This is a genomic window from Nocardia alba NBRC 108234, from assembly GCF_001612665.1.
Taxonomy (GTDB): Bacteria; Actinomycetota; Actinomycetes; order Mycobacteriales; family Mycobacteriaceae; genus Nocardia; species Nocardia alba.
Genome location: NZ_BDAX01000007.1, coordinates 15,120 through 37,737, shown reverse-complemented (window position 1 = coordinate 37,737; position 22,618 = coordinate 15,120). Strand labels below are relative to the sequence as shown.

Below are 22,618 nucleotides of genomic sequence, written 5' to 3'. Positions count from 1 at the left end.
GAAGCTCGCGGGATCAGCGTGTGCCGCGGTGTTTACGGGTAGGTGGAGCCCCAGTTGTGATCGCCGGTCGACGATCCGAGGTTGAAGTCCCCCGTCGAGGAACCCAGGTTGTTGTTCGGCGTCGCCGAGCCGGTGAACCAGTCGACGATCGGACCGGCGACGTGATCGCTGATGAACCGTAGGGCGGAACCGGCTACCTCCGACGCAGCCGGTTGCAGGATGAACTCGAGCAGAGGTGAGGCCATGTGAGCCCCCCTTTCGATATACCACCACGCTGTGGTGTGTGAGGTAGAACACGGCGAGGCTAGCTGAGGTTGGGGCAACGCACAATAGCCCAGGTCAAAGCGTGAAAACGTTTGTGAAACATGCGTGTTCGCTATCGCTCGGCAACGTCACCGAATGGTGGGATACGCTGCGGAGATGCCGCCTGTGCCGCCCACCGTCGCCCGCCTGCGCCCCTTCGGATCGACCATTTTCGCCGAGATGACCGAATTGGCCGTCCGCCATGACGCGGTGAATCTGGGCCAGGGCTTTCCCGACACCGACGGGCCCGCCGGCATGCTCGAGGTGGCCCGCGCGGCCATCGCCGACGGCCTCAATCAGTACCCGCCCGGCCGTGGGATGCCGGTGCTGCGGCAGGCGATCGCCGACGACCGAGCCCGCCGCTTCGGCACCGCCTACGACCCGGCCACCGAGATTCTGGTGACCGTCGGCGCGACCGAGGCGATCAGCGCCGCCGTGCTCGGTCTGGTCGAGCCCGATCAGGAGGTGGTGCTGATCGAGCCGTACTACGACTCCTACGCCGCCGCGATCGCGCTCGCGGGCGCGCGGCGACGAACAGCTCGCCTGGTGCCCGACGGCGACCGATTCGTGCTCGACCTGGACAGTCTGCGGGCCGCGCTCACCTCGAAAACCCGCATGCTGATGATCAATTCGCCGCACAATCCCACCGGCGCCGTGCTCGACCGCGCCGACCTCACCGCGATCGCCGAGTTGGCTGTCGAGCACGATCTGCTCGTGCTGGCCGACGAGGTGTACGAGCACCTCGTCTACGACGGCACCGAGCACATCAGCATCTCCACGCTGCCCGGGATGCGTGAGCGGACGGTGGTGGTGTCCAGCGCGGCGAAGACGTTCAATGTCACCGGGTGGAAGATCGGGTGGGCGTGCGCGCCCGCGCCGCTGCTCGACGGTGTGCTCGCGGCCAAACAGTTCCTCACCTTCGTCGGCGGCGGGCCGTTCCAGCCCGCCGTCGCGTACGCGATCAACGAGGAATCGGACTGGGTGCTCGCCCAGCGTGCCGGATTGGCGGACAAGCGAACGCGGCTGTCGCGGGCGTTGCGCGACACCGGTTTCACGGTCTCGGCCAGCGACGGCGGCTACTTCGTCTGCGCCGACATCCGAGCGCTCGGCGCCGACGACGGACTGGCGTTCTGCCGCGAACTCCCGGCCCGGCTCGGCGTCGCCGCCGTGCCGGTGAGCGTCTTCGCCGATCGCCCCGCGGACTGGAAACACCTGGTGCGCTTCACCTTCAGCAAGCGCGACGAGACGATCGACGAAGGCATCCGCCGGCTCCGCGCCGACACCACGGTGCCCTGACCCGGTGCCGTCGATGCGCCGCTCCACCGGGAAACGACCGGCCGTGGTCACCGACGGGACGGGTCAGTCGCGCGCGTGACGGGCCAGCGGTGCGTGCCACTGATAGCGCCGGGCCAGCAGCCGGAACCCCACCGCCGCCGCTGCGGCGAGGAGCCCGGTCCAGGCTCGGTACAGGTCGAACGAGAGCAGCGCGGCGGTCGCGGCGGCGCCGAACAGGGCCGGGATCGCGTAGAGGTCCTGGTCCGGGCGAAGGACGGTGGGCACCTCGCCGCTGAGCACATCGCGAATCACCCCGCCGCCGATGGCGGTCGTCATGCCGAGCAGGGCGGCGGTGGGTGCGCCGAGCCCCGCCGAGTCGGCGATCACGGTTCCGGTGACGCAGAACAGTCCGAGCCCGATCGCATCGGCGATCTCGAGCGGTCCCTTGGTGAGCCGGCGCGACGGTGCGATGAAGTACAGGACCAGCGCGGTCACGATCGACGCGCTCAGATAGGTCAGGTCGGTGAACGCGGCCGGGGGAGTTCGCCCGATCAGCAGGTCGCGCACGATGCCGCCGCCGAGCGCGGTCGCGCACGCCAGCACCACCATCCCGAACAGGTCGAGCCGCTTGCGCACCGCGACCAGGGCGCCCGACGCCGCGAAGGAGACGACCCCCATCATCTCGCCGCCCCGATGCACCGCGCTCACCGCCGAATCCAGCTCGCTGACCGAAGGCCCGGCCAACGTCACCAGCACGCCTACGTACACCCCGTGCTCCTCTCGCCTCGCCACTGCGAAGCAGCGTGACACGCGGGAGCGCGGCGACGGTGCTCGACCCACGCGCCGACGTGGATCCGATTCGATGTGGTGGCGCGCCGCTCAGGCGGGGGTGGGGCGGGCCTTGTCGGTGGCGAGGAGGACGGCGATCGCGCCGAGCGCGGTGCCCATGAGGTAGCGCTGGGTGCGCAGCCACAGCGGGCGGGCCGTGAGGAACGTGGCCAGCCCGGCGGCGCCGAGCACGATCATGGCGTTGACGGTGAGGGCGACCGTGATCTGGATGGCGCCCAGAGACAGGCTCTGCAACCAGAGCGCGCCGCGAGCCGGGTCGACGAACTGGGGGATCAACGCCATGTACATGATCGCGATCTTCGGATTGAGCAGGTTGGTGACCAACCCCATCGTGAACAGGCGCCGCGCGGGGTCGTGCGGCAGGTCGGCGGGCGCGAACACCGAAACCCCACCGGGCCGGATCGCCTGCCAGGCCAGCCACAGCAGATACGCCGCGCCCGCCAGCTTCACCGCCAGATACACACCCGGAACGACCGCGAACACCGCCGTGATCCCCGCGGCGGCCGCCAGCAGGTACACCCCGAACCCCGCCGCGACCCCGAGCAGCGAGATCATCCCCGCCCGCCGCCCCTGCGCGACGGTGCGCGAGACCAGGTACATCATGTTCGGCCCCGGTGTGAGCACCATGCCGAGCGCCGCCGCCGCGACCCCGAGAACCGCCGTCGTCTGAAGCATCCACCGAGTTTGCCCCGGTCAGGAACGCCTTGTCGCGGTCCAGTCGACACCTGCTGGACCGGCTGACCATCGCAGTCCCTCCTTGTCCGCCCAGGTCATGTCGGTCCTGGTCCGTACAATCGGCAAAGCCACGTTTCCTCACCCCGGGGAAACGGGGTTCCCTCACGAGTGGAACGCCCGCACCCGACGAGCCCACCTACGGACTCCCAACTCGCCCACCACGTTTTCGGCCGCCCCGGATCCGAGGGGCGAGACGTAACGGCGAAGCCGGAGTATCGCCCCTCGGATCCGGGGTTACGAGGCCGAAAACCCGCGGCGCCAGCCGCCGACCAGCACAGGAGCAACGTGTGACCGACGGACCGCTGATCGTGCAAAGCGACAAGACGCTGCTGCTCGAAGTCGACCACGAGCTGGCGGGCAATGCCAGGCAGGCCATCGCCCCGTTCGCGGAGCTGGAACGCGCGCCCGAGCATGTGCACACCTATCGGATCACCCCGCTGGCGCTCTGGAACGCTCGCGCGGCGGGCCACGACGCCGAACAGGTCGTCGACGCGCTGGTGAATTTCTCGCGGTACGCCGTGCCGCAGCCGCTGCTGGTCGACATCGTCGACACCATGGGCCGCTACGGCCGGTTGCAGCTGGTGAAGCATCCCGCGCACGGGTTGTGCCTGGTCAGCCTGGATCGCGCGGTGCTCGCGGAAGTGCTGCGGCACAAGAAGATCGCACCCATGCTCGGCGCCCGCATCGACGACGACACCGTGATCGTGCACCCGTCCGAGCGCGGCCACATCAAGCAGATGCTGTTGAAGATCGGCTGGCCCGCGGAGGATCTGGCCGGTTACGTCGACGGTGAGGCCCACGACATCGGCCTCGACTACACCGAGGGCAAGTGGCACCTGCGCGACTACCAGGAGATGGCCGCCGACTCGTTCTGGGCGGGCGGGTCGGGCGTGGTCGTCCTGCCGTGTGGCGCGGGAAAGACCATGGTCGGCGCGGCCGCGATGGCGAAGGCGAAGGCCACGACCTTGATCCTGGTCACCAATACCGTGGCGGGCAGGCAGTGGCGGCGCGAGCTGCTGGCGCGGACCACACTCACCGAGGAGGAGATCGGCGAGTACTCCGGCGAGCGCAAGGAGATCCGCCCGGTCACCATCGCCACCTACCAGGTCATTACGCGCAAGTCGAAGGGCGAGTACAAGCACCTCGAGCTGTTCGACAGCCGCGACTGGGGCCTGGTGATCTACGACGAGGTGCACCTGCTGCCCGCGCCGGTCTTCCGGATGACCGCCGACCTCCAGTCGCGCCGCAGGCTCGGCCTCACCGCCACGCTGGTGCGCGAGGACGGCCGCGAGGGCGACGTGTTCTCGCTGATCGGCCCCAAGCGCTACGACGCGCCGTGGAAGGACATCGAGGCACAGGGCTGGATCGCGCCCGCCGACTGCGTGGAGGTGCGGGTGACGCTCACCGACGCGGAGCGGATGGCCTACGCCACGGCCGAGCCGGAGGAACGCTACAAGCTGTGCTCCACCGCGCGCACCAAGATCCCGGTGGTCGAGTCCATCCTGGCCCGGCACGAGGGCGCGCCGACCCTGGTGATCGGCGCCTACCTGGACCAGCTCGACGAGCTCGGCGTCGATCTGAACGCTCCGGTCATCACCGGCGCCACCAAGAACCGGGAACGCGAGGCGCTGTTCGACGCGTTCCGCTCCGGCGAGATCCCGGTGCTGGTGGTGAGCAAGGTCGCCAATTTCTCCATCGATCTGCCGGAAGCCTCGGTGGCGGTGCAGGTTTCGGGCACCTTCGGTTCCCGGCAGGAAGAGGCCCAGCGCCTCGGCCGACTGCTGCGGCCGAAACAGGATGGGGGACAGGCGCACTTCTATTCGGTGGTCGCGCGCGACACCCTCGACGCCGAATACGCCGCGCACCGGCAGCGTTTCCTCGCCGAGCAGGGCTACGCCTACCGTATCGTCGACGCTGACGACCTGCTCGGTCCGCCGATCGGGGACGGCGTGTAGCGCTGTTGGCCAGGTCGGAGGGGGGTAGCGTGCGGTGTGCGAACCCCTCGGCAGATAAGTGGAGGCAATTCCTCCGCAACTTGTGCTAGGAAGGAAGGCGTGCGCCGCTTCGAATTCGTGGTCGACCGTGAACACGCCCACGCGGTGAACGAGACGTTCACCGGATTACGCAGGTTGCGTCTGGTAGCCCTGCTGGCCGCCGGTCTCGCCATCGCGGCCACGGTGGCGCTGGTGTGGAGCGGGCAGGCGTGGGGGTTTCTGCTCGCGGTGGTGTGCGTGCTCATCGCGGGCATCGCGCTGTGGGTGGCGTTGTGGACACCGCATCGCTCCAGCATCGAGAAGCTCTACCACGACGGTGTGCTCGTGCCCGCCGTCGTCAGCGATGCCGAGCCGGGCGCCATCGTGCTGCTCGCCCTGGTCGACATCGCCGAACCGGCTGCGCCGGAGCGCAGTTGGGCGCTGATCACCCGCAAGGTACGTACCCTGCCCGGCCACGCGCCGCGCCGCGGTGAGCAGGTGCCCGCCGTCGCGGTGCGCACCGATCGCGCGCCGCGCCAGGTCGGCGAACGCTGGCAGCTGGTCACCGCGATGCCGATCGCCTGGGGCACGCGCGACGACACGGTGATCGAGCGGGCGCGCGAGGCCATCAACGAGGTGGAATGGCGGCTGCTCGCGCAGAACCTGGCACTGGCCGCGCGAGTGAAACGCACCGCGACCAAACGGCTGCTGCTCGACCCGCAGCAGTTGCCCGCCGACCTGGGCAAGGCGGGCGCGGGGTAGACCTGCGACGATGGTCGCGTCCTGCGATCCGGTCGACGAAAGGTGTCTTCGGCATGCGATGGTCGGCCGGGCTGTGCGCGGTGCTCGCGCTGGTGACGCTGGGAGTTCGTCCGGCAGCGGCGGATTCGGCCCTGATCGGGGCCCCCGGGCTCGGTGATCCGTACTATCCGCTCGACGGGAACGGCGGCTACGACGTCACCCACTACGACGTCTCCATCGCCTACGAGCCCGGTACTCACCTGCTGCGCGGCACGGCTCGCATCGATGGCCGCGCCACCCAGCCGCTGGCCCGGTTCAACCTCGACTACAGCGGGCCCGAGGTGCTGATGGTGACCATCAACGGTCAGCCCGCGGGGTTCGCGCACGACGGCGAGCACGAGCTGGTGCTCACGCCACTACTACCGCTGCCGCCGGGGCTGCCGATGCGGATCATCGTCGACTACGCGGGCCCGGCCGCCGATACCGCGGGTGAGGGTTGGACGCACGCGCCCAACGGTGGCGCGTTCGCCGTCGGCGAGCCGCACAGCGCCAGCACCTGGTACCCGCTCAACGACACCCCCATGGACAAGGCGACTTTCACGCTGCACGCCACGGTGCCCGCCGAGTGGGAGGTGATGTCGACCGGCGATCGCACCGAGCACGTGGTGCGCGAGGGCAGACTGCACACCACCTGGGAGACGCGACAGCCCACGATCGGCTACCTGACCACGGTCGCGGTGGACCACTTCACCTTCCTCGAACAGCGGCGCGCGAACGGAACCGCGGTACTGAGCGCGTTCGCGCCGAAATCCGACGGCAATCGCGAAGACGAACAGCGGCTGCCCGAGATCCTCGACTTCCTCGAGAACCTCTACGGCCCCTACCCGTTCGACGTGGCAGGCGGAATCTATGTGGATACCGAGCTGCCGTTCTCGCTCGAAACCCAGACCCGGCCCACCTACGCGCCGTGGACCGACCTGAACACCGTGGTGCACGAGCTGGCCCATCAGTGGTGGGGCGACACGATGTCGGTGCGCCAATGGTCCGATATCTGTCTCAACGAATGCTTCGCCAGCTACACCGCCGACTATCTGTGGCCGGAGCGGATCGACAAGGCCGATGTGGACACCGAGTACCGCGAGACCATCGCGGAGAACCTCGACGATGCCGGGTTCTGGAAGATCGCGCTGGCCGCCCCTGGCGCGGGCAACGAGTTCACCTCCGTCTACTATCGCGGGCCGCTGTTCCTGCACGCCCTGCGCAAGCTGCTCGGTGAGGACGTGTTCTTCACCGCCATCAGGGATTTCGTGAACGCGCACCGCGACGGCCATGCCTCGATGCCCGAGTTCCGCGCGTTCCTGCAGAGCCGGACCTCGATGCCGCTGGGCGAGTTCCTGACCGAATGGCTGGACGGGACCAGGCCACCGCGTGACGCGTTCCTCTACCCGGGCACCCTGGGCTCCTAGTCCTCGCTGAGCCGGGCCCCGGCACGCTCGACCCAGCGCCGCATGCGATCGAATTGACTACGCGCGGCGTTGAATTCGCCACGCGCTCGATGCTCGGCGGTGTGGGCGAAGTGGCGTCGCTGTTCGGCCCGTTCGAGTTCGGCGCGCAGGTCGCTGATGTGGGCTTCTATCTCGTCGAGGTCGGATTTCGCCTGTGCGGCAGCCGTTTCGGCCGCATCGCGATCGGCCCGCGCGGTCGCCAGTCCGGCTTCGGCGTCGTCGAGTTCTTGCCGGGCCCGCGCACGACGTTCCGTGTCGGTGTCCTTCGTGGTCGAGCGGGGTTTGCTCGCGCGCGCGGCGGTGGCCTTGCCGCCGGTGATCGCGACCAGGCCGGCCGGGCCGAAGCCGTCATAGGTGACGGTGCTCGCCAGCACGCCGGCGCGCAGCAGGTCGGCCACCTCGGGGTCGGCCAGCGCCGCGGTGAGGGTTCGACCCACCTCGCGCAGCACCTGCTCGCTCGCCGGGCGATCGTGCTCGGCGGCCAGTTCGGCGGCGCGCTTGGTCATCGCGTTCACGACCTGCTGACGCTGGGTGCCGAGCGCGCGCAGCTTGTCGCCGGAGAGTTGACGTTGCGCCGACCGGAGCGCGTCGCCCAGATCCAGCAGCGCGGCGATCTCGCGCGGCGCGTGGCGGGCCAGCAGGTTGACCGTCCAGGCGGCGAGGGTGGGTTTGCGCAGCGCGGCGATGGCCTCGGCCAGGTCGCGGTCACCGTCGGCGCGGGCCTGGGCGGCGCGCTCGGCCCGGGTGGACACGAAGTCGCCGGGGTCGAGGGTGTACAGCTCGCCTGCGACGTCGTCGAGGGTCATCTTGGTGATGGTAGCCAGGTTGGCGGATGGGGGAGCGCGGGCGCGAGGCACTTGGGTATCGTCACCGGCGGTTGTGTTCACCCTGAACCGTTCGGTGAGTGAGGTTTTCAGTGAGTTTTCCGGATAAGCGGCTGGCGGCGCGGCTCGTGCTCGGCCCGATGGCCGCGATGGCCCTGGTCGCGGCGGTGGTTTCGTGCTCGTCCGATGACTCGTCGTCGGTCGGCGCCGTCGCGGCGGGGTCGTGCGTCGAGGTCGGTGACAACACCGCCGACGCGATGAAGGCGACGGTCGGCGACTGCTCGTCGGCGAAGTCGAACTACCGGATCGTGCGGGTCGGGGCGGACTGCGCGGCCGACAACGCCGCGTTCAACGGCACGGTCGGGGACGCGAAGAACACGCTGTGCCTGGCACCGAATTTCGCCGAGGGCAGCTGCTACGCCGACGCCGGGAAGCGGCCGGCGAAGGCGGTCGACTGCACGGCGGCCGGGGCCTCGTTCAAAGTGGTCAAGCGGATCGACGGGCAGACCGACGAGTTGCTGTGTGGAATGGACGCCACGCAGTTCCGGACGGTTCCGGACCCGAAGACCACGTTCTGCATGGCCAAGCCCTGATCGGCCCTAATCGAGCAGAGCCACCGACGCGATGCGATGGAGCGTGAAGTGCCGGGTGGCACCGCTGACCGGGTCCACCGCGTCCAGCTGGCCGTTGCCCACCCGCAGCGGCTCGACCACACGCTGGGTGGCCACGCCCTGGGCATCCACGTAGCCGATGTTCACCGGACGGCCCACTCGCGCCGCCAGCTGGAGCAGCGCGAGGGTGGCCGCGGTACCGGTGCGGGTGCCGTCGGTGCGCACCGAGTGGCCCGTGCGGGCGCCCGCGGCGCGTTCGCCCGCGCGGAGCTCGGTGACCAGCTGGGCGAGCTGGTCGTCATTGGGCGGGGTCGGGCGGTAGGGCCTGCGGGCCAGCGGGCGAACCGAGATCCGCGCACCGCGAGGGCGCAGGTCGACGATCGCCCCGCCGGAATCCTCGCCGGCGGGGGCGAAACCCGCCGCGCGGAGCTGGTCGAGCATCTCGGCCAGGGGCGCCAGCGCGATCGCGACCGTGGGTGCGATCGCGCGTAGCGCCAGGGTTTCGGCCACGGGGGCGGCGAGGACCTGGGCCAGCAGTGTCGGGTCGTCGCTGCGAAGAAAGGACTGGGCCATGCCGACCCGGAGCTGGCCGTGGCGCCGGGCGACATCGTCGATCAGGTAGGTCAGCGACTGCGGCACGGGCGTGCGGGAGCTGGTGGCGAACAGCGCGTGCAATTCGGCGGCGGTGAGACCGGCGTCGAGTGCGCGGCGAACCGTGGCGTCGCTGACCCGATACACCGTCGCGGCGCCCGCTGATTCGACATCGGCGACCAGGGCGATCTTGGCGCGTAGTTCCGGCACCAGCGGGCCGGGGGCTATCACCGTGAGGTCGGCCTGCACCAGGACGTGGTCGACCGGTTTCGGCAGCGCCGCGGTCATTTCCGATTCGGCGTCGGCCACCGAACCGTGCAGCAGGGCCCGGCCCGCCGAGTCGAGGGCGCCGCGCCCGAGCAGCCCGACGACCGCCGCTTCGGCGAGGGTCGAGGTGACGGCGTCGAGACGAAAGTGCCTGCGGCGACGTGGCATTCGCCAAGCCAGCGTCTTTCCGATATCGGCGGGGGTCACCGCGGTGCCGGTCGGGTACTCCGCGAGCAGGCCGAGGATCGCCGCCCGGTCGCGCACCGCGTGCGGCACGCGCAGCTCCGCCGACAGCGCCGCGATCGGCTTGTCGGCGGCGTCGCGCAGGCCGATCATCCACGGCATCCGATCCAGCTCCAGCCACGCCTGCGCGAGGGTCACCCAGCGGGTCGAGGACGGGGCGTCGAGCCAGGAATCCGCGGCGGGCGTCGGGGCCCAGAAATCGTCGGTGGAGTCGAGGTCCGGCGTCGGCTCGGGCAGACCCTTCTCGATCAGTTTCGCGGCGGCCAGCAATTCGAGCAGCAGGCCGGTGCGCTGTTCCTCGATGCCGGTCTGTTTGGCCAGTCTGCGCGCTTCACGCACGCCGAGTCCGCCCGCGCGCAGGGCGGGGGCGGGTAGTCGGCCGAGCGCTTCGATCAGATCGCCCGCGTCGCGCAAGAGCTCGCCGACCTCGCCGGCGCCGACGGCGTTCACCTCGGTGGCGGCGTTCTTGACGAGTGCGGGTTTGGGCGGGGCGAGCGCATGCGGGTCGGTGACGGGTTCGCCGCGCAGCACCTGGCCGACGGTGACGGGCAACTCCACGGTCTCGTCGTCGATCCGGTGCAGCAGCCGGACGGCGAGCAGGCGCGGTACGGGCCGGGCCGGGTCCGTACCCGGTGCGGCGTCCCTGGTGCGTCCACGAGGGCCGGTGGTGGCGAGTTTGTCCAGCAGCGCGCGTTCGGGCGGGCTCACCGTGGCCAGCGCGGCGTTCACCTCGGGTTCGGTGAGGGCGTCGGGCAGCGCGGTCGTCGCGCCGAGGGGCCAGGGGAGGGCTTCGGCGGCGCTGGGTGTGAGGTCGAGGTCGGCGCCGACCTGCCAGACGAGCGCGCGGTCGAGCAGACGCGTCAGCGCGGCGTTGAACGCGGTCTTGGTGACGCGGTCCGCGAGCTGGGCGTGCAGGGTGACGCGGGTCAGCGGCGTGAGTTCGGCGCCGATCGTGCGGGCGTCCTCATTGGCCGTCAGTGCTTCGATGATCGCGAACTCGAGCGTGTCCAGATCGTCGGCGGCACGCAACACCGACGCGCGCTGCTGGGCGCGAACCGCGAGCACCGACATCGACGCGGGCAGTGGCACCGCCAGGTCGGGTCGCAACTGCAGCAATGTCACCAGCTGGGCATCGGTGCGCGCACCCAGCCAGTCGACGAGAGAGTCTGTCGCGATCACCGATCGAGCCTACAGTTCTCGGCCACTTCGATCCGGACTGAGCGCGGGGCGCGAGATCATCCGTATGCCAGAATGAGCCGGTGGTGAACAAATCGAAGAAACCCTACGTCGACAACGGCTGGCCCGAGGTGGCCGACGGCGAGCACGCCGTGACCGAACTGTCGTCGACCCGCGCCGGTAATCTCTCGCCTTTCGGCGAGGACACCGAGTTTCCCGTCCCGGCCGCGACGCTGCCGTACGTGCACCCCCAGACCACCATCAACCGGGTGTAGTTCGGACGAGAAAGACAAGAGCCCGCATCCTCGAGGATGCGGGCTCTTGTTGTGTCAGTGGGCGATCAGGAGGGCAACAGACCCTTGTTCGCCTGGAAGAAGTCGATCACGGCCGGGTCCAGCGGGGCACCCTTGGCGGAGTTGACGAAGTCGAGAGCCTGCTGCGGCACGGCGATGCCCTGCTGCTGCACGACGGTGAGTGCGCGGTCGACGGCCGAGAACACTTCCTGGCTCGGATCCTGGACCTGCGGCACGTTGACCTGCGGGGCCCAGCTCGGCGTCGAGGGAGCGACACGCTCGGACGGTCCGCTGCTCAGACCCAGCTTCGAGGAGCAGGAGGGCCAAGCGCCCCAACCCTGGGAAGCGAGAACCTTCTCGGCGACCACGATCTGCTGTTCGCGGCTGGCCTGGTTTGCGGAGGCGGCGTACTCGCCACCACCGTGTGCGGTCCAGGTTGAGGGCGAGAACTGCAGCCCACCCTGGAAACCGTTGCCGGTGTTGATACCCCAGTTGCCGCCGGCTTCACACTGTGCGAGGCGATCCCAGTCGGAGTCAGGGGCCGCGCTGGCGTTTCCTGCGAGGGCAGCGGCTGCGGTGCCGAAGATCGCGCCGGTGACGGCGACCTTGGCAGCGGTGCGCCCGGTGGAAGTCGGCTTGCGGTGGCGTCCACTCATATCGGGTTTCTTCCTCTCGTTCGCACCTGCATGTGGCCCGGATCGAGAGGTCTCCCGGTCCGCCCTCATCCCGTGTTTCCAATCGGGGTCCGGTACCCGCGGGGTGAGGTTCGGTGCGACGGGCCGGTGGTTCCGGGGGTTACCCCGGCTGAGAGAAACGGTACGACGGTCGGCGTCGAATGTCACTATTTGGTAACCGGCGGGTCCCGACGGGTCTCGGGGTCGTCTCAGGGTGATCCCTGATGTCCGCGCAGGTAGTCGCGGTGCCACCGGTACGCCGCAGCTGTGCGCTCACTTCGTGACCGGACCGTTATGTGACGAAGGTCACATGTTTGAGCGGATGGGATTCAATGGGTACTCCGTTGATGCATCAACGCACGCGTCGGCCCGACCACAACGCGAAAACCAGCGCGAGCAGGAACCCGACCGGTGCGAGCATCGCCAGGCAATAGAGCCACAGCCCCGGCTCGCTGTCGGACACGATCGGCGTCAAGAAGATCCCGATCACCGCCAGAATCCCGATACCGAACAGGGCGAGGGCCACGTGCAGCAGGCGATCGCCGGAGCGTCGCGGACCGGGCGAGGCCGGATCTGGTGAGTTCGTCACCGATGAACCGTAAAACTGATGTGCTCGCGATATAGCCACCGGGGTAGACTCGCACCACATCGCGTCCCGCCTTGTTGGGGGGCGCGTTCTTTTCGCGACAAGCAAAGTTGTGTAACCCGGGCCACAAGGGTTCGGGTACCGAATGATGAACGGGTGAGCGCAGTGCCGACCGGCCGGGTGAAGTGGTACGACGTCGAGAAGGGCTTCGGCTTCCTGTCTCAAGACGAGGGCGAGGACGTCTATGTCCGCTCGTCCGCGCTGCCCGAGGGCGTCGAGGGACTCAAGCCCGGACAGCGTGTCGAATTCGGCATGGCCGCCGGCCGCCGCGGGCCGCAGGCGCTCAGCGTGACCGTCCTGGAAGCGCCGCCGACCGTCGCCCGCGAGCGTGACCGTGGGCAGGCGCCCGCGCGCAAGGACGCCGGGCCGCGCAAGTCGCCCGACGAACTGCACGGCTTGGTCGAGGACATGATCACGCTGCTCGAGAGCACGGTGCAGCCGGACCTGCGACGGGGCAAGTACCCGGATCGCAAGATGTCCCAGCGCATCTCCGAGGTAGTCCGAGCGGTAGCCCGCGAACTCGATCACTGAGTTTTTGGAGCGCTGGCGCGCTCGGGTTCGCGGCCCCTGCGGTCCCGTCGATCAGGCGCCGGTGCTTGCTCCTTCGTCGCCTACGCACCGGCACCTGATCGACGGGACGGCCGCGAACCCGGCCGCTGCGCGGCCGGCCCCTCCCTAGGGGTCGGGGGTTCGGTGTTGGGTTTGCTTTGTGAGCTCGGCCGCGAAGTGTTGCTTCGTGGCCGAGCTCTTTTTTGGGGGGTGCGGGCTAGTCCTGGGGCTCCGGTGTGACGATCGACCAGGCGGCGTGGGGGATGTAGGTTTCGCGGCCGGTGGCGATATCGCGGGCCAGGATCGGTAGCTGTACCTCGATGCCGATCAGGCGTAGTCCGGGCTCGGGCTCGGAATCGATGGTGAGTGCCCTGGCGCGTTCGGGGTAGTCGGCGAAGCTGAGTACCCGGTCCACCTGTTCGCCGCTGGGGCGTTGGTAGATCAGTTGGATGAGCCAGGGTGATTCGGCTACCGCGTCGGGCAGCGAGAGCTGGACGGGTTCGCCGGAGGGGACGACCAGCGGCGCGGTCTCGCCGTACTGGCAATCCTGCATCTTGACGGTGCAGTACATGAACGGGTCGACGGTGATGGTCGTACCGTGCGCGTACGCGGTGAGCTTCGGGTGGTGCGCCGGTGCCTTCGACACCGCCAGCGCGACCAGCCCTGCGGTCACCAGGACGACGGCGAACAGTCCGGCCGCGACCAGCGCGACGATCGTTCGAGCGTTGAGCTTGCTCACCAGGTGGGGTCTCCTGTACCTCTCGGATGGGTGCTCGGCACTTCCTGCTCGACGTGCTGGGGGCGATTGCCACCAAGGCCCGGCAGCAGTGAGTGCCCGGTATAGCTGACGAACGTCTGGAGCAGTCCGGCCAGCAGGATCACGCTGATCAAGGCGAAACCCTTCCAGTACTCGATCGGCATCAACACACCGGCCGCCCCGCCCACGACCCAGCTCAGTTGCAGCACGGTCTCCGAACGGCCGAATCCGGACGCGATCGACTCCGGCGGGAGGTCGTCCTGAATGGCGGCGTCGAGGGACACCTTCGCGAGCGCGCTCGCCGCCGAGGCCACCAGCGCGGCGACGGCGGCGCCGAACAGATTCCCGGTGAACGCGGCGAACAGCGCCACCACCGCGCACGCGCCGGTGCAGCCGAGAACCACCGGCGACGGCCTGCCCAGTTGCAGTCTTGCGCCGGTCGCGTTGCCGCCGAAATTACCCAGCCCCGCCGCCGCGCCGACGAGGCCCAGCATCGCCGCCTGCTCGGTGGGACTACCGCCCGAGCCTTTGGCGACGAAGGCGATGTAGAAGGTGAGAAAGCCGGTGAGCACGCGGATCGAACTGTTGCCCCACAGGCCGGTGACCACGGCTCGGCCCAGTGGCTGCCGTCGTTTCCGTGGCGGCACCGAGGACGGCTGACCGCGTTCGATAACCTCGGTGTTGGCGTCGGGGCCGTGATAGGTCAGCGTCGCGGGGACCTCGCCCTCGGTCACCTCGACCCAGCGCGGGATGCGCAGGCTCCGATACGCGCCCGTGATCGCGATGCCGGTGGCGAAGATCAGCGCACCGGTGGAACCGGCGATCAGGGCGGCGAGCGCGGCCAGCGCGCCCGCGCCGAGAGTGCCGCCGACCAGGCCGAATACGGTCAGCCGGGAATTGGTGCGGACCAGGTCGATATCCGGTGGCAGCACGCGCGGGGTCACCGCGCTCTTGAGTACCGCGAAGGATTTCGAGCCGACCATCATGCACAGGGCCAGCGGATACAGGCCCCAGGTGTCGATGTTGAAGATCAACAGCAGCGCGAAGCCCGCGCGCAGCCCGAAGGTCGTCGCCAGCGCCAGCCTGCGCCCGCGTTGCAACCGATCCAGCAGCGGGCCGATCAGCGGCGCGATCAGCGCGAACGGCGCGATGGTGATGAGTAGGTACAGCGCCACCTTGGTTTTGGACTCGGCGGTGGCGCTGGCGAAGAACAGGGTGTTGGCCAGGGCGACGGCGATCGCGGCGTCGAGCGCGAAGTTCGCCATGGTGGCGTAGGTGAGCGCGGTCAGACCGGACTGGTCGGCGCCATCGGCCTTGGCGGCGCGCTGAAAGGTGGCGATGCCGCGTTCGGTGAGTTCGCGACTGCGCATGGCGGCGACGCGGGTGACGGTGAGCTTGCGAGGGACACGCTGGTGGGGCTGGTCGTCCACCGGGTCTTCGCCGCTCGGGAAGGGGCGGGTGCCGTCGGGGCCGAAGCCGTCGTCGGGCGGTGGGCGGTGCGGGGCCGACCACTCGGGCTCGGCACGCGCCGAGTTGGGCCGCCGCTGCTCGTCGCGGGGGGTGACAGGGGCGCGATCGTCGGCAGGCGAAACGGCTCGGTCTCGTGACTCGGTGGGCGCGTCGCGCCGCGGTACCGGGCGTTCCCGCTCCTCGGACGGCGGAACCTGCCTGCCCTTCGAGTACGTTCCCGCGTTCGGTACGGGTGTGGTGGGGGCGGCGGGGTCGACGTGACGGTGGCGACGGAACAGGCTTCTCGACCGGGCCGTCGGCGGCTCGGGGGACAGCGGCCGTTCGGGCCGGGGGAAGACCTTGCGCGGCGCGCGCGGCGGGTACTGCCCGTAGCCGGGGTGGGGGTCGGCGGCGGTACCGTCCCGGCGACCACGGTCAGGACCGGATGGATCGCGGGGCGTAGTCACAAGTCCAATTCTGTCGCACTCAGGCGGCGCGTGTTCACTCGCGCCGCGGCAATGTCGGCCATACCGGGGTTATTTCCCCACGAAACGCACTTCGAACATGCGCGGCCAGTACTTGCCGGTCAGCAGGAAGCGGTCGGTGCCGGGCAGGTGGGCGATGCCGTTGAGCACATCGGTGCTCGCGCGTTCGGCGGGTGTGAGCAACCCGCTCGCGTCGATGACGGCGAGAATCCGGCCGGTCTGGGGATCGATGCGCAGAATCTCGTCGGTCGGGTAGTTGTTCGCGTAGACCGTGCCGTCTTCGGCGCAGTCCAATTCGTTCGGCTTCGGATCGCGGTAGCCCGACAGCGTCACCGAACCGGTCTGCGCGAACGTCACCGGGTCGCGGAAGGTGAGCTCGCCGGTGCCGTCGCTCATCACCAGCCGCTGCGGCTGCGCGCACAACCCCCAGCCCTCACCCTGATAGTCGGCGCGGCCGATTTCGGCGAGAGTCACCGGGTCGCGGGCGATGGCGAAACCGTCCTGCCAGGTCAACTGCCAGACGATCGAGCCCGCCCTGGTCATCCCCTCGCCGAACAGGCGGCCGGGCAGGTCGACGCGCGCGGTCTCCGTGCCCGTGCGCTGATCGGTGGCCCGCGCGGTCGACACGCCCCACATACCGGTGCTCTCGTAGCGGACGCCGTCGACCACCTCCAGACCCTGGGTGAAAGCCTGCGGATCATGCGGTGACGAGCCGATCACCTCGACTCGCCACCGCGATGGTCCGGGCTCCGCCGATGCGCTACAGGCCCCCGCGCCGAGCACACTGACCAGCACTGCGACGGCCAACGAACTGCGATTGCACTTCATACGGCAAAATGTATGCCGTGAGCGCAGTATCTGTTTCGGAGTCCGGCGTGCGTCCCGTTCTGGCCGAGGCGGCCGAGGTCGCACGTCGTGCGCTCGTCGCGTTGGAGCCCGACGGGGTAGGAGCCCATCTCGGGGTGAGCGCCGAGGACGACACCGCGGCCACCCACCGGTTCGAGGCGACGCTGCCCGGCTACCGCGGCTGGCAGTGGGCAGTCGTGGTCGCCGCGCCCCCCGGTGCCGACCACGCCACGGTGAGCGAGTCGGCGTTGCTGCCGGCCCTCGACGCCCTGATCGCCCCCGCCTTCGTGCCGTGGGAGCAGCGGGTTCGTCCCGGCGACCTCGGCCCCGGCGACCTGCTCGCCGCCCCCGCCGACGACCCCCGCCTCGTCCCCGGCTACGTCGCCACCGGTGACCCGGTCATCGACGAGGTGGCGCGCGAAGTCGGCCTCGGCCGCGTTCAGGTGCTCAGCCTCGAAGGCCGCGCCGACGCCGCCCAGCGCTGGTTCACCGAGTTCGGCCCCGACACCGAGATGGCCAAGGCCGCCCCCGGCACCTGCGGTATGTGCGGCTTCTACCTACCGCTGGCAGGCGCGCTGCGCGAGTCCTTCGGCGTCTGCGGCAACGCGATGGGCGCCGACGGCCATGTGGTTCACATCGAATACGGCTGCGGCGCCCACTCCGACGTGGTCGCCCCCAGCGGCAACGGATCCCCGCTGTACGAGGCGTTCGACGACCACGCGGTGGATTTCGTCGATATCGTCCGCCCGGCTGTGGAGGCCGCGATCGACACGGCAGCCTCGCAGACTGCCGCCGATGACGCGGCAACAGCGCCCCAAGCGCCTATCGAAGACGCGACAACGGGGCTTGCACCCCAGGCGCCCACCGAAGACGCGGGAACCGGCACTGCGCCCCCAGCGACTACCGAAGACGCGGCAACAGCGGCTGTGCCCCAGGCATCTACCGAAGACCCGGCCACCGAGGCCGCGCACCCGGCGCACACCGAAGATCCGGCAGCACCGGGCGTGTCCCAGACGTCTGCTGAGGGCCCGGTATCGGAAACTGCGGCCCAGGCGCTTACCGAGGACGCGGCGACAGCGGTCGACCAGGACGTTGCCCGACCCGCCGACACCGACTCCGTGACGGCGGTCGTGGAGGTTGTCGCCGAGGTGTCCGCCGACCCGGCTATCGAGGTCGTGGAGGTAACGGCCGAGACGTCCGCCGCTGTCCCGGCGCCTTCGGACACCGAGGCCGAACCCGAGCCGATCTCCGCCGACGCGTTGACCGAGATCAGTAAGGCCGCGGCGGAGCGAGCAGGCGACCAGCAGGAAACCGCCGAGGCCGAAGCGGTCGCCGCCGCGGCGGCAGTGCGTTCCGCGCTCGCCGAGGGCACCCTGCCGGAGTCTGCCGACGAGGTCGTCACCGCCGAAACGGCTCCGGACAGCGATATCGCCCCCGGAAATGACTCGGCCGAACCCGTCGCCAAGGCCGAACCGGTGGCTGGCGCGGAATCTGTGGCCGAACCGGTGGCCGGTACGGAATCTGCCGCTGTGGCTGAACCCGTGGCCGGTACGGAATCCGTCGCTGTGGCCGAACCGGTGGCCAAGGCTGAACTCGTGGCCGGTGCGGAACCCGTCGCCGGGGCCGAACCTGCCGCCGAGGCGGAATCCGCTGCTGGGGCCGAATCCGCTGTCGAGGCTGCGTCGGGAGCAGCGGCTTCCGACGAGGAGAACGCGGCGGTGGGTGCCGAGGTGTCCGCGGAACGCGATAGTGCGATTTCGGACGACGCGGCGGAATCGGCTGATCTGCGTGAGCACGGATCGTCGGTGTCGCGCTGAACGGAGCGGATGACCCGTTCGGCACCGCGCAGCTGCGTGCCGGAGTACTTGCCGCGTGGCGGGATTCGCCGACGCGGCTACGTGAGGACAGTGCCAGCGAGGCGGATCTGGTGGCCGCGGGCTACCGGGATCGGTTGCTCACCGAGCTCGCGCAGAACGCGGCCGACGCCGCGGCGAAGGCCGGTGTCGCGGGTGAGCTGATCGTGCGGGTGCTCGACGGTCGGCTGCACGTCGCGAATACCGGCGCGCCGCTGAGTGTTTCCGGTGTGCACGCGCTCACGGCACTGCGTGCCTCCGGAAAGTCCGGCGCCACCGAGGTGGGTCGCTTCGGCGTCGGCTTCACCGCGGTGCGATCCGTCGGTGACGAGATCGAGATCCGCTCGACCACCGGGTCCCTGCGTTTCTCCCGTGTCGCCACGCTGAACGCCTTGCACGACACCGGCATCGACGTCCCCGACGACCTCGCGACGATCGCGCCCCCGGTTCTGCGTCTGGCCTGGCCGGTACCGACCACCCCGCTCGCGGGCACCGACACCGAGATCGTCGTACACCTGCGCGAGGACGTCGACCCCGACGCCCTCCTCGACGCGATGCGAGCCGAGGCCCCCGACCTCCTCCTGGAACTCCCGGCCTTGCGGCGCATCCGAATCGAAGCGGACGAATTCACCAGCACGCTAGCCATTCTCGCCACCACCCACTCGTCTGACGCCATTCATTCCCGCGCCGCCCGGTCCGACGCCGCTACCGCCGCCACCACCGACGCTGCCGCTGCCATCGACACAGCCACTGATTCCGCTTACGTCGCTGCCGAAGACGCCGCCATAGCCACAGCTGACGGACTCGACGCCCCAGACGAACTCGGTGTCGATGTGTCCGGTGCCGACGAGCCCGGAACGCTGTCCCAGCTGACGATCACCCTGCCGTCCGGCGCACACCGAATCTGGTGGCAGTACCGCACCCCCCGAGCTCGCTGGCTACTCCCACTCCGCCACGGCCGCCCCGTCGCGGCCGCCCCGGACGTGCTGCGCGCGCCCACCCGATCCGATGAGGAACTCTCCCTCCCCGCGATCCTGGTCGCCGATATCGCGATGCAGCCCGACCGCCGTCGCCTGCTGCCCGGCGCCCGGATCTCCGAATTGGCCACGGGCTACGCGGATTTCGCCCGCGTGCTCCCGCCTCGGGACCGTCTGGTCCTGGTTCCCACGCCCGGCTTCGCCCGCGGCGAAGCGGACTCGATCCTGCGCGAAGCCGTCATCGCCGAGCTGCGCGCCAACCCCTGGCTCCCGGTGTGCGCCACGGCCGACCTGTCGGACTTCTCGGAGCAGGACTCGTCGGCTGAGAATCTGCGCCTGTCAGAGCAATTCGACACCGACGATGTCGCACAGAACAGCGTTCCCGACCTCGGGGATCTCTTCGCATCGGAGGAACCCGCCACCGCCGGCCACGGCACATCGACTACGGCTGATCTCCCGGACCTGGCGGCTCTGTTCGCCGCCGACGATTCCGAGGCGACGGCAGACGATGGATCACACCTCAGCTGGGGTGAATCCGCGCCGCACAGCGATCTTTTCGAGGCGCGAGAGCCCACCTACGAGCCAGCCGCGGTGGACTCGCCGTGCAGCACGCCGACCCGGGCGAGCGTATATCCCGATCTCACCCCGGAATCGGCCGCGATCCTCGCCGAGTTCACCGGACCGCTGGTGATTCCGGAGCTGTCCGGCCGTGCCGGCCAGGACAAACTGGCCGTGCTCGATGTCCATCGGCTCGGCCCGGCCGCACTGGCCGACCTGTCCAGCGGACTGGAACGTGAACCACGGTGGTGGCGGCGGTTCTACGCTGCCGTGGAACCTTTCGTGGTCGACACCAGGACCGCCGAGGAATTCGGCGCGCTGGCTGTGCCGCTCGCCGACGGGCGACTGGTCACGGGCCCGCGGACCGTGGTGCTCGACGACCAGCTCACAGTGGCCGTGCCGGTGCACTGGGCGCGCCTGGTGCACCCGGACGCCACCCACCCGCTCCTCGGTCGGCTGGGTGCCCGCAGCGCTAGTTCGGACGACCTACTCACCGATCCGGCCCTGCGCGACTTGCTCGAGCACGATCCGGCCGACCCGGACACGGTCGCCGCGGTACTCCAGCTGGCTCCCTTCGCCGCCCCGAGTTCACTGCCCGACTGGCTCGGCCTCGTCGAATTGCCCGACGACACCGGCGAACTGAGTCCCGCCGACGAGCTACTGCTGCCGGGCGCACCGCTGGCCGAGCTCCTGGCCCCCGACGCGCCGTTCGGCACCATCGCCGACAGCGCCGTCGCCGAGTACGGCGAGCAGGCCCTGCGCGCGATCGGTGTCGGTTGGGGTTTCGCGGTGCTCACCGATCCGGAACCGACCGGCCCCGACCACGACCTGGCCGACGAACAGGCCTGGTGGGACAGCCTTTCCGCGGACCCTCGCGAGCTCACCGCGGTTCGTGACCTCGACCTGGTCGACGAAGACCGCTGGCCGCAAGCGCTGCGCCACTTGCTGTCCGAGCCGCGCACCCGCGCCCTGCTCGCCGATCGCGACGGCTACACCGGCTGGTGGCTGCACCGCCACGCCCACCTCGACGGTATCCCGCTCGGCCGGCTCCGCCACCCCGACGACAACGAATTCGACGGTCTCCTGCCGGTATTCGCGGCGACCGGGATAGCGGGCCCCGACCTCGACGCCTTGCGTCCCGTGCTGGTCCGCCCCGACGTCATGTCCGCCGCGCTGGCCGAGGAACTTCTCGACGCGCTGGCCGATCCGTCGAAATCGCCTGCCCCCGAGATGATCGCCCGCACCCATGCCCGACTGGCCGCCGCGGTCGCCACCGGCGTCCTCGACCCGCGTGAACTCGATCTCCCCGAACAGGTCCGCGTGCTGTCCGGGGATGTCGTCGATGCGAGCACCGCCATGGTGCTCGACGAGCCCTGCTTCGGCCTGGTCATCCCGGCGCGACGCCTCGTCGTCGGCGACACCGCGCACGCGCGAGCCTTGGCCGGCCTGCTGGATCTGCCGTCGGCCTCGGCGCAGGTGAGCGCCGAGGTGCTCGGCGTCGGCCGCCGAACTACTTGGGCGGCAGAGCCTTTGGGTGTGGTGCTGCGGCAGCTGTGGTCACCGCCGGACGTCACCGGCGAGCTGGTGGTGCACGAGACGCTCGAAGTGCATCTGCGCGGGGCGATCTCGGGTACCGTCCACGTCCCCTGGTGGTGTGCGGACGGCGTCACCCACGTGCAGGCGCCGCGCGGCTGATCCGCCGTGCGCGGGCCTATTCCGCGTGCGCGATGACCATCTCGGCGAGCAGGTCGAGCTGAACCTGCACGGACTCGCTGTCGTCGTCGACCAGCCATCGGAGCACGATGCCGTCGATCACGTTGAGAATGAACCGGCTCAGCGTCGACACGGGGGTGTGCCACTGTGTTTCGGTGACTTCGCGGCAGTGGTCGATCACATCGGCGACGGTGTTGTCGTTGAACCCGTACTGCTCGCGCGCGATCATCAGTTTGGCCGGTGTGGACTCACCCTCGCGGAGCGCGTAAGTGGTGGTCTCGTAGGTGAGCAACTGCCGTTCGGGGGTGGCTTCGATGTTGCGCCACATCAGTTCCAAACCACGACGCACCAATTTGTGAAGTGCTTCTTTTCCTGTTCCGGCATCTTCCCATACTGTTTCATCGGCATCGACGGAATCGCGCAATTCCATCGCGAGCGCCTTGACCAGCTCGGTCATCAGCGCGTCCTTGTTTTCGAAACAGTAATGCACCACACCGAGCGAGACACCGGCCGCTTGGGCGACATCGCGCGTGGTCACGCCCGCTACGCCCTTTTTCTCGGCGAGACCGATCGCTGCCTCGATCAGGTGGGCTCGTCGTTCTTCGACGCTCAATCGGGAGGACACTGTGCGAGTTAAGCGCCCGCGTCACGAACAGTCAATTCGCCGGTCCGCCAGAAAATGCTGGACATTTGACCAGTTGATGTGGTTGTCTCCGGAATGGAAG

General features: G+C 69.5%; 20 protein-coding genes. 9 read left to right on the top strand and 11 right to left on the bottom strand.

The window, feature by feature from the left end; all coding sequences use genetic code 11:
* Nucleotides 1-32 precede the first annotated feature (32 nt).
* The gene (locus NA12_RS09615; protein ID WP_067448516.1) at nt 33-245 is read right to left on the bottom strand and encodes a hypothetical protein; all 213 of its coding nucleotides are present in this window, start codon (nt 243-245) and stop codon (nt 33-35) included.
* Between the two features lie 175 nt (nt 246-420).
* On the opposite strand from NA12_RS09615, the gene NA12_RS09610 reads away from it, so the two are divergent.
* Nucleotides 421-1,599, top strand: coding sequence for a pyridoxal phosphate-dependent aminotransferase (locus NA12_RS09610; protein ID WP_067448665.1), 1,179 nt, complete (start codon nt 421-423; stop codon nt 1,597-1,599).
* A 63-nt stretch (nt 1,600-1,662) separates the two neighbouring features.
* Here NA12_RS09610 and NA12_RS09605 read toward each other — a convergent pair whose 3' ends face one another.
* Together NA12_RS09605 and NA12_RS09600 are read right to left on the bottom strand one after the other, a co-directional pair.
* A complete protein-coding gene (locus tag NA12_RS09605) occupies nt 1,663-2,259 on the bottom strand; it encodes a trimeric intracellular cation channel family protein (RefSeq protein ID WP_067448664.1) in 597 nt (198 codons plus the stop codon).
* 198 nt (nt 2,260-2,457) lie between these two features.
* A complete protein-coding gene (locus NA12_RS09600; protein WP_067448514.1) occupies nt 2,458-3,102 on the bottom strand; it encodes a LysE family translocator in 645 nt (214 codons plus the stop codon).
* Between the two features lie 347 nt (nt 3,103-3,449).
* On the opposite strand from NA12_RS09600, the gene NA12_RS09595 reads away from it, so the two are divergent.
* From NA12_RS09595 to NA12_RS09585, 3 genes are all read left to right on the top strand, one after another.
* Complete coding sequence (locus tag NA12_RS09595) at nt 3,450-5,117, top strand: DNA repair helicase XPB (protein WP_067448512.1); 1,668 nt, start codon at nt 3,450-3,452, stop codon at nt 5,115-5,117.
* A 99-nt stretch (nt 5,118-5,216) separates the two neighbouring features.
* A complete protein-coding gene (locus NA12_RS09590) occupies nt 5,217-5,897 on the top strand; it encodes a DUF3239 domain-containing protein (protein WP_067448510.1) in 681 nt (226 codons plus the stop codon).
* Between the two features lie 53 nt (nt 5,898-5,950).
* Nucleotides 5,951-7,342: a M1 family metallopeptidase gene (locus NA12_RS09585; RefSeq protein WP_067448508.1), complete on the top strand. Its 1,392-nt coding sequence runs from the start codon at nt 5,951-5,953 to the stop codon at nt 7,340-7,342.
* Here NA12_RS09585 and NA12_RS09580 read toward each other — a convergent pair.
* Nucleotides 7,339-8,187, bottom strand: a complete 849-nt coding sequence (locus NA12_RS09580) for a hypothetical protein (protein ID WP_067448662.1) — start codon at nt 8,185-8,187, stop codon at nt 7,339-7,341. The two genes, NA12_RS09585 and NA12_RS09580, sit on opposite strands and share 4 nt — an antisense overlap.
* Nucleotides 8,188-8,297: 110 nt before the next feature.
* Between NA12_RS09580 and NA12_RS09575 the strand changes: the two genes are divergently transcribed.
* Nucleotides 8,298-8,798, top strand: coding sequence for an LppU/SCO3897 family protein (locus tag NA12_RS09575; RefSeq protein WP_084472590.1), 501 nt, complete (start codon nt 8,298-8,300; stop codon nt 8,796-8,798).
* A 6-nt stretch (nt 8,799-8,804) separates the two neighbouring features.
* Here NA12_RS09575 and NA12_RS09570 read toward each other — a convergent pair whose 3' ends face one another.
* Nucleotides 8,805-11,096 (bottom strand): helicase-associated domain-containing protein, encoded by a 2,292-nt coding sequence (locus tag NA12_RS09570; RefSeq protein WP_067448506.1) that lies wholly within the window; start codon nt 11,094-11,096, stop codon nt 8,805-8,807.
* A gap of 80 nt (nt 11,097-11,176) precedes the next feature.
* Between NA12_RS09570 and NA12_RS09565 the strand changes: the two genes are divergently transcribed.
* Nucleotides 11,177-11,368 carry a hypothetical protein gene (locus NA12_RS09565; RefSeq protein WP_056818634.1) on the top strand — a complete coding sequence of 64 codons (192 nt, stop codon included), beginning with the start codon at nt 11,177-11,179 and terminating at the stop codon, nt 11,366-11,368.
* A 65-nt stretch (nt 11,369-11,433) separates the two neighbouring features.
* On the opposite strand, the gene NA12_RS09560 is transcribed toward NA12_RS09565, so the two are convergent.
* Both NA12_RS09560 and NA12_RS09555 read right to left on the bottom strand, forming a co-directional pair.
* Complete coding sequence (locus tag NA12_RS09560; RefSeq protein WP_067448503.1) at nt 11,434-12,042, bottom strand: transglycosylase family protein; 609 nt, start codon at nt 12,040-12,042, stop codon at nt 11,434-11,436.
* Between the two features lie 370 nt (nt 12,043-12,412).
* Nucleotides 12,413-12,649: a hypothetical protein gene (locus tag NA12_RS09555; protein WP_067448501.1), complete on the bottom strand. Its 237-nt coding sequence runs from the start codon at nt 12,647-12,649 to the stop codon at nt 12,413-12,415.
* A gap of 162 nt (nt 12,650-12,811) precedes the next feature.
* Here NA12_RS09555 and NA12_RS09550 point away from each other — a divergent pair, with 162 nt between their 5' ends.
* Entirely contained in the window at nt 12,812-13,237 is a 426-nt protein-coding gene (locus NA12_RS09550) for a cold-shock protein (protein WP_067448499.1), read from the top strand.
* A gap of 235 nt (nt 13,238-13,472) precedes the next feature.
* Here the strand turns inward: NA12_RS09550 and NA12_RS09545 are convergent, their stop codons facing one another.
* From NA12_RS09545 to NA12_RS09535, 3 genes are all read right to left on the bottom strand, one after another.
* The gene (locus NA12_RS09545) at nt 13,473-13,994 is read right to left on the bottom strand and encodes a DUF2771 domain-containing protein (RefSeq protein WP_067448497.1); all 522 of its coding nucleotides are present in this window, start codon (nt 13,992-13,994) and stop codon (nt 13,473-13,475) included.
* Nucleotides 13,991-15,928 (bottom strand): MFS transporter, encoded by a 1,938-nt coding sequence (locus NA12_RS09540; RefSeq protein WP_132370146.1) that lies wholly within the window; start codon nt 15,926-15,928, stop codon nt 13,991-13,993. Before NA12_RS09540 ends, NA12_RS09545 begins: the two co-directional genes overlap by 4 nt.
* 69 nt (nt 15,929-15,997) lie before the next feature.
* On the bottom strand, nt 15,998-16,774 hold the full coding sequence (locus NA12_RS09535; RefSeq protein WP_067448495.1) for a glutaminyl-peptide cyclotransferase: 777 nt from the start codon (nt 16,772-16,774) through the stop codon (nt 15,998-16,000).
* 17 nt (nt 16,775-16,791) lie between these two features.
* Between NA12_RS09535 and NA12_RS35130 the strand changes: the two genes are divergently transcribed.
* Together NA12_RS35130 and NA12_RS09525 are read left to right on the top strand one after the other, a co-directional pair.
* Nucleotides 16,792-18,609, top strand: a complete 1,818-nt coding sequence (locus NA12_RS35130) for a DUF3027 domain-containing protein (RefSeq protein WP_443093712.1) — start codon at nt 16,792-16,794, stop codon at nt 18,607-18,609.
* Nucleotides 18,610-18,641: 32 nt separating this feature from the next.
* Entirely contained in the window at nt 18,642-21,875 is a 3,234-nt protein-coding gene (locus NA12_RS09525) for a sacsin N-terminal ATP-binding-like domain-containing protein (protein WP_132370148.1), read from the top strand.
* A gap of 16 nt (nt 21,876-21,891) precedes the next feature.
* On the opposite strand, the gene NA12_RS09520 is transcribed toward NA12_RS09525, so the two are convergent.
* Entirely contained in the window at nt 21,892-22,518 is a 627-nt protein-coding gene (locus NA12_RS09520; protein ID WP_067448491.1) for a TetR/AcrR family transcriptional regulator, read from the bottom strand.
* Between the last annotated feature and the right edge of the window lie 100 nt (nt 22,519-22,618).

Excerpts from the sequence above, each read along its gene's own strand:
- NA12_RS09615 (WP_067448516.1), bottom strand. The coding sequence starts at position 245 with ATGGCCTCACCTCTGCTCGAGTTCATCCTGCAACCGGCTGCGTCGGAG.
- NA12_RS09610 (WP_067448665.1), top strand. The coding sequence starts at position 421 with ATGCCGCCTGTGCCGCCCACCGTCGCCCGCCTGCGCCCCTTCGGATCG.
- NA12_RS09605 (WP_067448664.1), bottom strand. The coding sequence starts at position 2,259 with ATGATGGGGGTCGTCTCCTTCGCGGCGTCGGGCGCCCTGGTCGCGGTG.
- NA12_RS09600 (WP_067448514.1), bottom strand. The coding sequence starts at position 3,102 with ATGCTTCAGACGACGGCGGTTCTCGGGGTCGCGGCGGCGGCGCTCGGC.
- NA12_RS09585 (WP_067448508.1), top strand. The coding sequence starts at position 5,951 with ATGCGATGGTCGGCCGGGCTGTGCGCGGTGCTCGCGCTGGTGACGCTG.
- NA12_RS09580 (WP_067448662.1), bottom strand. The coding sequence starts at position 8,187 with ATGACCCTCGACGACGTCGCAGGCGAGCTGTACACCCTCGACCCCGGC.
- NA12_RS09560 (WP_067448503.1), bottom strand. The coding sequence starts at position 12,042 with ATGAGTGGACGCCACCGCAAGCCGACTTCCACCGGGCGCACCGCTGCC.
- NA12_RS09535 (WP_067448495.1), bottom strand. The coding sequence starts at position 16,774 with ATGAAGTGCAATCGCAGTTCGTTGGCCGTCGCAGTGCTGGTCAGTGTG.